Origin of the sequence: Peredibacter sp. HCB2-198 (assembly GCF_045999315.1) — a bacterium.
Taxonomy (GTDB): domain Bacteria; phylum Bdellovibrionota; class Bacteriovoracia; order Bacteriovoracales; family Bacteriovoracaceae; genus Peredibacter.
In genome coordinates, this window is the sequence record NZ_CP174607.1 from 1,109,987 (window position 1) to 1,122,554 (window position 12,568).

Consider the following 12,568-nt stretch of genomic DNA (forward strand, 5'->3'; position numbering starts at 1 on the left):
ACCCGGTGAAAAACAGAATCTTTTTTAGCTTCATGGTATTTTGCTTCCTGTTCGCAGTAGTTGGCGCTAAAGCGTTCTACATTCAAGTTGTGAACAAATCGAAGCTCATTGCTTACGCGAAATCACAATTCATCCGCGAAGTGAAAGAATACCCAAATCGTGGAAACATCCTGGATCGAAATGGTAACCCGCTGGCGATTAACGTTCACGTGTATAACCTTTTCACAATTCCCAAGAACAAGAACGCCGAGTTCTATGAACAGTTAAAGAAGCTTTCAAAAATCGTTCCGGAACTTCCTTATCAAAAACTTCGTTCATTGGTTCAAAACCGTAGTCGTTATACCTGGCTTGGCCGAAAGATCAGTTTGAATGAAGAGCAGTTAAAGAAAATCAAAAAGCTTGAAGGCATTTTCACTGAGGCCCATTCTCAGCGCGTTTATCCGAACCGTGAACTTATGGCCCAAGTGATTGGTTACGTGGGCGTAGACAATACGGGTCTTGCTGGTATTGAAAACAGCATGAATGGTGAATTAAAAGGGAAACCTCAGATCGTAAAATATATTCGCGATGCTAAGGGAAGACCTATTAAGTATGAAACGAAGGCATCGGATCTCGTAGCAACTGATATTAATCTTTCCATTGATAAAGATATTCAAGGTGCACTTGAAAGTTATCTGAAAGAAGCGGTTGAGCTTCATAAGGCCTATCGTGGTGGCGCCGGGGTGATGGACGCGGAAACTGGGGAGATCCTGGCGATTGCAAACTACCCGACATTTGACCCGAACAAAGCGGCGACGTTTCCCCAAGAGCATAGAAAGCTCGCTTTCGTGACTGACCCGTTTGAACCGGGCTCAATCTTTAAAACGATAACCATCGCTTCAGTTCTTGAAAACAAAGTGGCCCAACCTGAGACGAAGTTTTTCTGTGAGTATGGAAAAATGAAAGTTCAAAATCATTGGATCTCTGAAGCAGAAACCCATGAGAAGTTTGAGTGGTTAACGGTTTCGGATATTTTGAAGTTTAGTTCGAACGTTGGGACAACAAAACTAGCTTTCGCCCTAAAGTATCCTAAACTTCGTGGCACTCTTGATAGTCTTCACTTTGCTCAGAAAACAGGAATTGAAATTAAAGGCGAATCAAAAGGTATCCTCAGCTACAAGGCCAAGGACAAGGTAAGACCTCTGACGTTGAGTAACATCAGCTTCGGCCAAGGTGTTGCGACGACTGGTATTCAGATGCTTCGTGCTTACGCTGCCATCGCCAACGGTGGTTATCTGGTAAAACCAACTCTTCTTAAAAACGAAGAAAGTCAGCTTAAACCTGAAAACCGTGTCTTCTCTGAAACGACCGCCAATGAAGTAGCAAAAATGCTTGTGGGTGTAGTGAACGAAGGAACAGGTGGTGCGGCCAAGATTCCTCACTATGAGATCGCTGGTAAAACGGGAACGGCCCAGAGAGTTTCTCCAACTGGTGGTTACTCTGGATACATCGCAAGCTTTGCGGGGTTTCCGGTTAATGTGAATAAGAAGTTTGTGGTTCTTGCCTATGTAGACCACCCAACCGAGAACGGATATTACGGTGGTAAAGTTGCGGGGCCGATCTTTAAGAAGATCACTCAGTATATCCTTTATAAGAAGAAAGACTTCGCTCAGTTTGCTAAGTATGATGAAAAATCAAACAAGGTAAACCTGGATGTCGTTCATAATCAACAAGCGGCAACGACAAAATTATTTGCTCCGGGCTACATGCCGAGCTTCATTGGTCTTGATAAAGCAAGTGCCATGAGTCTCGCTGAAGAAAGAAAGATTCCAGTCCAGATGAATGGTTTTGGTGTCGTAACAAAACAATCTATCGCTCCGGGCACAGTGATTGCCGGAAGTGAAGCAAGTCTTCGACTACAGTTCGAAGCACCTACATATGCTGAATGAGAAGAAACTAAGTGAAATTTTAGGAGCGGTCGTACCCGCTCTCTCTATTAAAGACATTCATTGGAAAACGCAGGACTCCACTAAGGAGTCCGTTCTTTTTTATCGCCTCCCTGATGATGAAAAGTCGCAAAAACTTTTTCGCGAGCGCATTCAGAATTCACAGTTCGGCTGGTTAATTGTGAATCGCGATCACGAGAGTCGACCGCTAAACAGCACCATCATTCCGGAGAGTGAGTGGCCAAGAATTCAAAAAGAGATTCTGGACATCCTCTATCCAATGCCAAATCTAAAACTCATGGCCCTCACCGGGACCAATGGGAAAACAACCACCACGGATTTAGTTCTTCAATTAGGAGAACTTTGTGGCAAAAAAGGGATGAGTATCGGAACTCTCGGTGTTCGAGAGAATCATAAAGAGATCTTAGACTTCGGTTTAACTTCTCCTCCCTTTATTGATCTTCGCAAATACTTAAATCAATACGGACAAGATAAAGACTTCTGTGTACTGGAAGCAAGTTCTCATGCTCTCATGCAAGAACGTCTGTATGGACTTCAATTCGATATGGCGGGATGGTTGTCATTTTCTCAGGATCACCTGGATTATCACCAGACCATGGAGTCTTACTTTGCCGCGAAGGCCCTTCTTTTTAATTATTTGAAGGCCAGTGCTCGTGTGTATGTGCCAGATAATCAAGAACATCTCTATGAGAAAATTAAAGGTGTAACGAACAAGGTGCTTAAGGCCCCGGTGCGTGAAGAAAAACTTCCTCTCTTTTTCAGCACGAGCTTTAATAGAAATAACTTAGAAGTGGCGATTGCCATCGTTGAGAGAACTTTTAATATTAAAGTCCCTAAAAAGTTTGATCAGATCATTCCACCAGACGGACGTTTTTATATTAAACCTTATAAGTCTAACTATATCGTGGTGGACTTCGCTCATACCCCAGATGCTCTAGAAAACATCTGTCGCGGAATTCGTGAATCATTCCCAACTCACAGATTAAAAGTTCTTTTTGGTTGTGGTGGGGACCGTGATCGCACGAAGCGTCCGCTTATGGGAAAAATTGCAGAGGCCTTCGGCTCGCATGTTTATGTGACAAGTGATAATCCTCGTACCGAAGATCCAAAACAAATTATTCAAGATATTCTTCAGGGCATGTCATCGAAGAACATTACTCAGATTGTGGAGCGTCCCAAAGCTGTGGAAATTGCGTTCTCTGAGTTAACTGAGAATGAAATCCTGCTCCTCGCCGGAAAAGGTCATGAAGACTATATTTTAATTAATGGTGTGAAACACCCTTATAGCGACATCGCTGAAGTGGAAAAGTTTCTCTCAAGGAAGAGTTTATGATTAACCTGAGTCTCCTAAAGCGTTGTCCTTCTTTAAAAGGTGAAGTATCGACTTCTCATTCGCATCTCCCTTTTATTACTGATACCAGAAAGTATCATCATCCTTCAGCGTTTGTGGCGATTCCGGGTGCCAAGACCAATCCTCTAGATGTTCTAACGGAACTTTTAGGAAAAGGTTGTCCGTTAGTTATTTTCCAAGACGATGCTACTAACCAAGACAAGGTCAAAGAACTTCAAAAACAATTTCCTAAAACTCAATTCATTCCTTGTACCGACAGTGTGACCTTCCTCCAGGAAGCGACTCACGAACATATTAAAGAGTGGAAATCAAAATCTCCTAAGAACACTGTGTTTGCGATTTCTGGTTCAAACGGGAAAACCACTCACAAAGAAATGCTTTCTTTCATTCTAAAAACGGTGTTGCCTGGAAAGATTGTTGCCACTGAAAAAAACAATAATAATCACTTGGGTGTGCCACTAACATTATTGAATGTAACTGATCAGACCGAGATGGTGGTGCTGGAGCTTGGTAGTAACCACCCAGGTGAAATTAAAGTTCTATGTGATATTGCTGAACCAAATGCTGGTCTTACAACTAACATTGGTGCCACTCACTTAGAGTTCTTCGGAACTGAAGAAAAAGTCTTCGAGGAAGAGGCCTATCTTTATCACGCGGTAAAAGCCGTGACAAAAGGCTCGGGCTTTTACCTGATTAATATCGACGATAAATTTTTAAAGAGTCTCGAACCATTTACTGGTTCAGTGACATATGGTGAAGATGCAACTGCCAAGGCCCGCATTTCATATGTCGAGAATGGAGCGATCATTCGATTCAATGGCCAGGAGATTATGGGACTAAACTCTCACATCACCGGAAAACATAATAAGCTTAACCTTATTACTTGCCTCTTTATTGCCACTCATTTTTATCCCTCTTTAAAGCAAAAGTTCATTGAAGCTGCGGCAGAATTTCGTCCGACGAAAAACCGTTCAGAGTGGATTGAGTTTGAAGGCCGCTCAGTATATCTAGATGCTTATAACGCAAACCCTTCCTCAATGAAGGCCGCTCTTCTAGGATTCAAAGACAGTGTCCTGGAGCAAGGTTTTAAGCTTACTGACGCATGTGTCGTACTTGGTGATATGAATGAATTAGGGGATTCAACTCCCCAGTATCATAGAGAAGTGGGCCAGTATGTGAAGGAACTTGGGTTTACCAATGTGTACTTCGTGGGCCGCTTTGCCTCTCATTATGTAAGTGGGGATCCACAAGGTCATCCAAAGACATCGAGTGCGGATTTTAAGAGTGAATACCGGGGTGATTGCTTAAAGAAATTCCCAATTCACTTTATTAAAGGGTCCCGCTCTTTACAATTGGAGTCACTGTTCGATATAACTTAAGTTTATCTTTTTTAAAGGGATAAACATGCTGTATCATTGGCTTTACCCGCTAAGTCAAAACAATCATTTGTTCAACGTTTTTAAGTACATTACTTTCAGATCATTCATGGCCTTTATCATCGCCACGGTGGTCTCGATTATTTGGGGTAAGCGCTTTATCGCCTACATGAAACTTCGTCAGTTTGGTCAAATCATTCGTGAAGAAGGTCCTGAATCACATAAAAAGAAAAAGGGTACTCCAACTTTTGGTGGAGTTTTCATCCTCGGATCCGCAATGATTGCGTGTTTGGTTTGCGGTAACTTTGTTTCGTTTCCGTTTCTGATCGCTTTGTTTGTTACGATTTCTTATTTCTTCCTGGGTGGTCTTGATGACTATCTAAAAGTTTTAAAGAAAAACACCAAAGGGGTAAGTGCTCGTCAAAAACTCGTGTGGCAGTTTTCAACTGCATTGATCGCGACTTTTGTCATGTGGAAATACAACGTGACTGATTCTCAAGTGTATCTTCCATTTGTTAAAGATCCAGTCATGGACATTGGTTGGTTATATGTACCGTTTGCCGCCTTCGTAATTGTTGGTTCATCAAATGCTCTTAACTTAACTGACGGTCTTGATGGTCTGGCGATTGGGCCAACGATCACTTCGGCGGCGACTCTTGGTCTTCTGGCCTACCTTGCTGGCCACATTGAAATGGCAAATTACCTTTTAATCCCTCATGTTCCAGATGTGGGTGAGTTATTGGTTCTGGTTTCTGCCATCATTGGCGCAGGTGTTGGTTTCCTTTGGTACAACGCTTATCCGGCCGAAATTTTTATGGGAGATGTGGGTTCACTTTCTCTGGGCGGTTGTTTAGGCACGATTGCAGTACTTACTAAGAACGAGTTCTTGTTCGTTCTGATCGGTGGAATATTTGTTATTGAAGCAGTGTCGGTGATTCTTCAGGTCGCCTCGTTTAAGACTCGTGGAAAACGAATCTTTAAGATGGCCCCTATTCACCATCACTTCGAACTTATGGGTTGGCCTGAAACAAAGGTTATCGTGAGATTCTGGATCATCAGTCTGGTATTCGCGATCCTTGCTCTTGCTACACTCAAACTAAGATAATTTTAAGGAGATCGTTATGATGGAAAAATACAAAGGGAAGAAGGTTCTCGTTGTAGGTCTTGGTAAAACAGGATTTGCACTAATCAATCTTTTCACACAACTTGGTTGCGAAATCAAAGTAACTGATATTAAGCCGATCTTCGACCTTAACAAGCAAGTTAAGCGTCTTAAAAAGATCACCCCGACGCCAACGATGACTCTGGGAGAGCACAAGGACGAAGACTTCATTGAAGCAGATATCATTGTTTATTCTTCTTCAGTTGATCCTAACCTTCCTCAGCTTAAAGTTGCTCGTGAACATGGCCGTCAGGTTTATTCTGACTTCGCCTTCGCTTATGAGAACTGTACGAAGCCAATCGTTGCAGTTTGTGGATCTCATGGTCGTACGATTATTTCACACATGATTGGTTACACTCTTAAGCTTGATAGAAAGAACGTATTTGTGGGCGGTACATCTGATGAACCGTTCATTAATTTCCTATCACTTCAGAGTAAAGAAGAAATTGATTACTGCGTGATTGAGGTCTCTCCTCAGCAGCTTCAAACAGTTGAAACATTCAAACCGGTACTTGCGGTTTATCCTAACCTTGAAGAGAAGAACCTTCTTGGTCGTTTCAAAACTTCATCTGAGTACCTAGATACGGCCCTTAAAGTTGCTCGTAACTTAGGTCCAGAAAACTATCTTGTGGCAAACTTTGATAAGCTTGCTTCAAACTCAGTTCTTCGTAGCTCACAGGCCCAGACTTTCTGGTACTCTCGTAAGTCTTTTGTAACGATGGGTGTGATTTCTGAAATTCAAGGAACTCACTTCCACGATAAACGCATTCATTCGAACATCCACTTCCACTCTGAATTTAAAGTTACAGACATGAGAATTGTGGGTGTGAATAACCGTGAAAACCTTATGGCGGCCATTACTGCTTGTAAGGCGCTAAAAGTTTCAGACGCGGCCATTCAACAGTGTATTGAGAAGTTCCCGGGTATTCCTCACCGTCTTGAGTTCGTGGTTGAAAAGAACGGTGTTCGTTTCTACAACGATTCTAAATCTGAGACGATGGATGAACTTAAAGTCTCGCTTGAAGCATTTAAGGATCCCGTCATTCTTATCGCTGGCGGTAAAGAAATCGAAGGCATTCCTTTCGATAAATACGCAAATATCATCCGTGAAAAAGTACGCGTACTAGTTCTGGTTGGTGAAGTGAAAGAAAGCATGAACCGTATCCTTGGTGACGTTACTCAAACTTACCTTGTTGGTTCATTTGATGAATCAGTTCTTCTTGCTTATCAGAAGTCTCGTACTGGTGACACGATTCTGTTGTGTCCAGGTAACGAATCAACGGATGTGTTCCGTGATTTCGAAGAGAAAGGGAACTACTACAAAAAACTCATTTTCCAACTCTAATCATTCCTTGAGGGAGGCCTGGCCTCCCTTTTTTTTTGCCCCTATATCAATTCCAGTCTGAATAAGATTGAGTGTCAAAACAACTCAAGTTACATTAGTAGTATCAAATCAAATTACATGGACGTAATTTCTATGAGCGAAAATACCAGACTAGAAAAATTAACTAATTACTTCTTAATCAATGTCTTCTTTTTAATACTATTCGGCGTGATCATGGTTTTCTCGGCAAGCTACATGTACGCCACCGAAAACATGGGTTCGAGCTACCACTTCCTATCGAAGCAGTTGATCTACATTGCGCTTGGTTTGGGTGTGGCCCTGGTATTTTCAAAACTTAAAATCCTCTATCTTTATAAGCAAGCTTACAAGATCAATGCTTTCTTTGGTTTCTTAGTAACGCTGACTCTCGTTCCTGGTCTTTCGGTCGTGATTAAGGGTTCAAAGCGTTGGTTGAATCTTGGTTTTATGAATCTTCAGCCCGGAGAGTTTTTAAAATACACTCTGATGCTGGCAGCGATTCGCTATTTTGAAAACTTCAATGCCTATACTCCGAAGCAGCGTGCGATTTACATGGCAGGCCTAGTTTATCCTCTAGGAATTTTCGTTCTTCAACCTGACTTTGGTACGTTCTTTATTTCTGCCATGATTATTGGGTTCATCGCATTCTTGAGTTCATTTCCGAGAAAATATTTTTACTCGGCATTGGTATTGGGAATGATTGGGGCCTTCGGGATTTTGATTTCTGCTCCTTATCGAGTGAAGCGACTTTTGACTTTCCTTGATCCTTGGAAGGATCCACGTGGAAGTGGTTTCCAAGTGATTCAGTCGTTTCTTGCTTTCGCCAATGGTTCATTCTTTGGGCAAGGACTTGGTAACTCAAATGAAAAGCTTTTCTACCTTCCTGAGGCCTACAACGACTTTATCTTTTCCGTAGTAGGTGAAGAGTTAGGTTTCGTGGGTGTGATTGTAACGATCCTCATGTTCATCAGTTTTATTTTTATCGGATTAAAAATGGCGATCTCGCTTAAATCAAGAGTCGGGTCGATCATGGTGGCGACCATTGTTTTCGCCATTGGCTTTCAGGCCTTCCTAAATATGGGTGTGGTTCTTGGAGTCCTTCCGACCAAGGGTCTCAATCTTCCATTCATCAGTTATGGTGGATCTTCGATGGTGGCAAATCTTGGTGCCTTGGGTTTAATCTTTGCTTGTATTAAGATTCAACCAGGCGATGCCAAAGACGTTAAAAATAAGGGAAAGCAGTCACCAATTGGTGCTCTAAAAAGTGCTTTCAACTAATCTATGAAACATGCAGTTCTTGTTGCCGGTGGTACCGGTGGTCACATCAATGCGGCCCTCGCAGTTGGTGAAGCTTTAATGAGTGAAGGTTGGGACATTCAGTATCTTACTGGAAAGCGTCCTCTTGATTACAAACTCTTTAAGGGACAAAACGTTCGTCACTTAGATTCAAAACCTCTAAGAACAAATAATCCCATTCAACTTTTTAAAAACGTCATGATGAACCTCATGAGTTTTTTTATCATTCTCGTTTCATACTTAAAGAATCGTCCGAAGTTTATTGTAGGTGCGGGTGGATATGTATGTGGGCCAACACTACTTGCGGGCCATCTCCTTTTCATTCCGGTTTTTATTATTGAACAGAACGCGGTGATGGGACTTACTAACCGAATTTTAGGTTGGATTTCGACTCGTATTTTCGTTCACTTCACCAAAACTCGTGGTCTTTCAAATACGCTTGCCAAAAAAGTTCGTGTGGTAGGAAATCCAACTCGTAAAGCGATTCAGCCGGTGTCGGCAAAGAAGTTTGATGGGGAACTTAAGGTTTTGGTATTTGGTGGGAGTCTTGGTGCTACTCAGATCAATAAAGTAATCTTTGATGTTCTTAAGCACCCAAGTGTAAATAGCATGGCCATTCACCATCAATTAGGTGGCGATCAGAAAGCTCCGGAAATTCAAACCATTGTTAAATATCAACCGATGAATTACATCGATAATATGCAGCAGGAATATGAGTGGGCGGACGTGATCATTTCGCGCTCTGGTGCAAGTACCGTTTCTGAGCTCGCTATTATTAAGAAGCCAGTTTTGATTTTCCCTTATCCTCAGGCAACTGATAATCATCAGGTCTATAATGCTCAGATTTTCAAGGAAGAGGCCGATTTTACAGTCGAGATCCTTGACCCGAAACTCTCTCATGAAGAGTGCGTTAAACGAACACAGGAATTTCTAGTCAAGGCTTCCCGTGAGGAGTTAAAGTACTCTAAAACACCGTCACCGGGTAACCATACCTGTGACGAAATTTTAAGAGAGATCAAAACAAATGTTGGGCTGGCTTAAAACAACAAAACTTCATTTTATTGGCATTGGTGGAATCGGCATGAGCGGTATTGCCGAGGTTCTTTTGGACCTTGGTTATAAAGTCTCAGGCTCTGATTTAAATGCTTCGGCCGTAACTGAGAATCTTCAAAAAAAAGGCGCAGAAATATTTATTGGGCATAAGGCCTCTAACGTCGAGGGTTCGACTCTCATCGTTTACAGTTCTGCCATTGATACGAAAAACCCAGAAGTCATTCGTGCTGTTGAACTAGAAATTCCCATGATTCGTCGAGCAGAGATGTTGGCGGAACTGATGCGTTTAAAGTTCGGAATTGCAGTGGCGGGTTCTCATGGTAAAACCACCACCACAAGTCTTATAGCAACGATTTTTCAGGAAGCAAAACTTGATGCCACTCACATCATTGGTGGGATCGTTCGTAACCTGGGTGGAAATGCCAAGAAAGGTGATGGACAGTATTTGATTGCGGAAGCAGATGAATCAGATGGTTCATTTCTACTTTTAAGTCCCATCATGGCGGCCGTTACCAACATTGATAACGATCATCTGGATCATTATGGCACTGAAGATAAAATTGTGGATGCTTTCGTAGAGTTTGTGAACAGACTCCCTTTTTACGGAAGAGTTGCCTTAAATGCTAACGATGCCACTTCGCTTTCGATTAAGTCGCGAGTGAAGCGTCCGATTATCTGGTACGGCATTGAATTAGAAAAAGGTGAAGCCGATTACGTGGCAAAGAACGTAGAACTCTCGGCCGGTAGTACACAGTTTGATCTTTATTTTAAAGGTGAGAAGCTGACGCGCATTCAGACCAATCTCATGGGCATGCATAACGTTTCAAACGCCCTTGCGGCCATTTCTATATCGCATGAAGCGGGCCTCGATCTTAAAATCATTCAGCAAGGTCTACTAAGCTTCCAGGGTGTCGGCAGACGTTTGGAAAAACTTCATGAGAACAAATCATTTGTGGTGATTGATGATTACGGACATCATCCAACTGAAGTTAAGGCCACGATTTCAACATTAAGAAGAGTGGATCAACGTCCTCTTTGTGTAGTATTTGAACCCCACCGCTATACCCGTACTCAAAACTTCTGGAAGGAATTCCAGGACTGCTTTGAAGGTTGCGATGAGCTCTATCTCGCTCCCATTTATGCTGCCAGCGAAAAGGCGATTGATGGAATCACATCAGAGGCGATGGCAAAAGAGATGAAGGCCAAGGGGAAGAATGTAACATTCATTTCATCATTGGATGAGATGAAGGGGATTCTGGAACAAAGAAAAAATCAGAACTGCGTTTTTGTGACCTTAGGGGCTGGTGCTATTTCTAAAAAGATCCGCGAGCTCGTAAAAAACCTATGAGCTTAGAAAACAGGGTCTCAGAGATTCAAGACTGCTCTTATCTTCCTAACTCTGATCTCACGAGTTACACCACCATGAGACTTTCTTCGAAGGGAGATCTGATTGAAGTGCGTTCAGTTAAAGCACTTCAAGAACTTTTACCTGTACTTACAGCTGAGAAACGTGAGTACCTGGTGGTTGGTTGGGGCGCGAATCAAATTCTTCCAGCGATCTGTGACAAGATCATTATTCACTTAGATTTTCCCTTTGATTCAACTTATCTGGAAACTCTTCGCGACGAGTATGTTCTCCCCGCTTCCCTTGGGATCAATCACCTCACTTCGCATGCTGTGAAGTTTGGTTTAAAAGGTTGGGAAGTTTTCACGGGAATCCCGGCGTCCTTAGGTGGCGCCATCTATATGAATGCGGGAACAAACTTAGGAGAGATAGGAACTCTTGTGAAATCCGTTCAGATCGTAAACAGAACTGGAGAGCTTCGCGAAGAGATCATCAATAAGGCAAGTTTCTCTTATCGCCATAATCACTTCTTAAAAAATGGCGAAGTCATTGTAGGGGCAACGTTGGTTCATCTAGGAATTGATTCTGCGATCTCTCAAAAGATTAAAGACTATCTTGAATACAGAAAGAAGACCCAACCACTAGCGACCAAGAATTGTGGTTGTGTGTTTAAAAATCCTCACAAAGAATTACAGGCCGGAAGACTTATAGATCTCATGGGACTCAAAGGTTTTACGGTTGGAGGTCTAAGAGTTAGTCCGAAGCACGCTAACTTTATTGAAAATGGCGGGGCCTCAAATTGGGATCAATTCAAAGACCTGGTGGACACCATCCGTTTTCAAATGGACCACTTCTACGGAATTGAGTTTGAATTGGAAGTAAAAATCCCCTATCATTAATTAATGATCAGATTATTTTTAGTATCAATGGTGATCCTTCTGTCTATTAATGTTCAGGCAACTGTTCCTGACCGTTTTACTCAGAAGAATATTAATTACCGGACTTATTTTGGCGAGTGTCCTTCAAAGTCTTCGGGAATGCTCACATTGATTCTAATGAAAGAATTTGAAAAGTCCGGATCACTCAAAGACGTGAAAGAAAAGATCTTGGCCGAAAAATTGGATGAGAAATACTTCCTGTCTGATTATCGCATTTCCTACAACCCAGTTATTAAAACTTTGAAAATTCAACTCGAGTGTCCTGAGCCCCTTGCAAAAGTACAGGTTTACAAAGCAAACGGTGAAGAACATTACTCTGCGATCTTAGGTGACAACGCTCGCATGTATGAGCCTCAATATGAAAATTTAATGAAGGCAGAGAAACGTCTTAATCACAATTTACCACTACTTGCGATTACGACTGAGCAACTTGAGGGAAGTGCCCCTACTGATCTTGCCATCTTCATTAAGAAAATGGAGCTTGATCTTCGGAAGCAAGTTTCGGAAATTATATTGAGCAAAAACAACGATTTAACAATAATCTTTGCTTTGGGTGGAAAGGCCACCAGCGTTTTTATGGGCGCTGATCTCTGGGAAGAGAAGCTGACGAAGCTTACAAAGGTTGTAGGATACGTCAGTAAAAACAAACGCTACCCGAGTAGCATCAACCTGGTAAATTCGAAAAAGGTTGTTGTCAAGTTTTCTGACAAAATCTAAACTTTAACAGAGGCGAGAATC

General features: G+C 42.2%; 10 protein-coding genes. All 10 read left to right on the top strand.

The window, feature by feature from the left end:
* Positions 1–5 precede the first annotated feature (5 nt).
* The 10 genes from ACJVC5_RS05735 to ACJVC5_RS05780 all read left to right on the top strand — a co-directional run bounded on the left by ACJVC5_RS05735 (position 6) and on the right by ACJVC5_RS05780 (position 12,547).
* Positions 6–1,928 carry a penicillin-binding protein gene (locus ACJVC5_RS05735; RefSeq protein ID WP_408098410.1) on the top strand — a complete coding sequence of 641 codons (1,923 nt, stop codon included), beginning with the start codon at positions 6–8 and terminating at the stop codon, positions 1,926–1,928.
* Entirely contained in the window at positions 1,918–3,279 is a 1,362-nt protein-coding gene (locus ACJVC5_RS05740; protein WP_408098411.1) for a Mur ligase family protein, read from the top strand. The genes ACJVC5_RS05735 and ACJVC5_RS05740 overlap by 11 nt, the downstream gene beginning before the upstream one ends.
* Positions 3,276–4,676 carry a UDP-N-acetylmuramoyl-tripeptide--D-alanyl-D-alanine ligase gene (locus ACJVC5_RS05745; RefSeq protein ID WP_408098412.1) on the top strand — a complete coding sequence of 467 codons (1,401 nt, stop codon included), beginning with the start codon at positions 3,276–3,278 and terminating at the stop codon, positions 4,674–4,676. The genes ACJVC5_RS05740 and ACJVC5_RS05745 overlap by 4 nt, the downstream gene beginning before the upstream one ends.
* 25 nt (positions 4,677–4,701) lie before the next feature.
* Entirely contained in the window at positions 4,702–5,778 is a 1,077-nt protein-coding gene (gene mraY / locus ACJVC5_RS05750) for a phospho-N-acetylmuramoyl-pentapeptide-transferase (RefSeq protein ID WP_408098413.1), read from the top strand.
* A gap of 16 nt (positions 5,779–5,794) precedes the next feature.
* Positions 5,795–7,180: a UDP-N-acetylmuramoyl-L-alanine--D-glutamate ligase gene (murD, locus tag ACJVC5_RS05755; RefSeq protein ID WP_408098414.1), complete on the top strand. Its 1,386-nt coding sequence runs from the start codon at positions 5,795–5,797 to the stop codon at positions 7,178–7,180.
* A 117-nt stretch (positions 7,181–7,297) separates the two neighbouring features.
* Entirely contained in the window at positions 7,298–8,476 is a 1,179-nt protein-coding gene (gene ftsW / locus ACJVC5_RS05760; RefSeq protein WP_408098415.1) for a putative lipid II flippase FtsW, read from the top strand.
* Positions 8,477–8,479: 3 nt separating this feature from the next.
* Positions 8,480–9,535 carry a UDP-N-acetylglucosamine--N-acetylmuramyl-(pentapeptide) pyrophosphoryl-undecaprenol N-acetylglucosamine transferase gene (locus tag ACJVC5_RS05765; protein WP_408098416.1) on the top strand — a complete coding sequence of 352 codons (1,056 nt, stop codon included), beginning with the start codon at positions 8,480–8,482 and terminating at the stop codon, positions 9,533–9,535.
* Positions 9,519–10,895: a UDP-N-acetylmuramate--L-alanine ligase gene (gene murC, locus ACJVC5_RS05770; protein ID WP_408098417.1), complete on the top strand. Its 1,377-nt coding sequence runs from the start codon at positions 9,519–9,521 to the stop codon at positions 10,893–10,895. Before ACJVC5_RS05765 ends, murC begins: the two co-directional genes overlap by 17 nt.
* Positions 10,892–11,791, top strand: a complete 900-nt coding sequence (locus tag ACJVC5_RS05775; protein ID WP_408098418.1) for a UDP-N-acetylmuramate dehydrogenase — start codon at positions 10,892–10,894, stop codon at positions 11,789–11,791. The genes murC and ACJVC5_RS05775 overlap by 4 nt, the downstream gene beginning before the upstream one ends.
* A gap of 3 nt (positions 11,792–11,794) precedes the next feature.
* Positions 11,795–12,547 carry a hypothetical protein gene (locus ACJVC5_RS05780; RefSeq protein WP_408098419.1) on the top strand — a complete coding sequence of 251 codons (753 nt, stop codon included), beginning with the start codon at positions 11,795–11,797 and terminating at the stop codon, positions 12,545–12,547.
* Positions 12,548–12,568 lie beyond the last annotated feature (21 nt).

Bases quoted from the DNA above. Each gene is read 5' to 3' on its own strand.
- ACJVC5_RS05740 (WP_408098411.1), top strand. From the start codon at position 1,918: ATGCTGAATGAGAAGAAACTAAGTGAAATTTTAGGAGCGGTCGTACCC.
- ACJVC5_RS05745 (WP_408098412.1), top strand. From the start codon at position 3,276: ATGATTAACCTGAGTCTCCTAAAGCGTTGTCCTTCTTTAAAAGGTGAA.
- mraY (WP_408098413.1), top strand. From the start codon at position 4,702: ATGCTGTATCATTGGCTTTACCCGCTAAGTCAAAACAATCATTTGTTC.
- murD (WP_408098414.1), top strand. From the start codon at position 5,795: ATGATGGAAAAATACAAAGGGAAGAAGGTTCTCGTTGTAGGTCTTGGT.
- ftsW (WP_408098415.1), top strand. From the start codon at position 7,298: ATGGACGTAATTTCTATGAGCGAAAATACCAGACTAGAAAAATTAACT.
- ACJVC5_RS05765 (WP_408098416.1), top strand. From the start codon at position 8,480: ATGAAACATGCAGTTCTTGTTGCCGGTGGTACCGGTGGTCACATCAAT.
- murC (WP_408098417.1), top strand. From the start codon at position 9,519: ATGTTGGGCTGGCTTAAAACAACAAAACTTCATTTTATTGGCATTGGT.
- ACJVC5_RS05775 (WP_408098418.1), top strand. From the start codon at position 10,892: ATGAGCTTAGAAAACAGGGTCTCAGAGATTCAAGACTGCTCTTATCTT.
- ACJVC5_RS05780 (WP_408098419.1), top strand. From the start codon at position 11,795: ATGATCAGATTATTTTTAGTATCAATGGTGATCCTTCTGTCTATTAAT.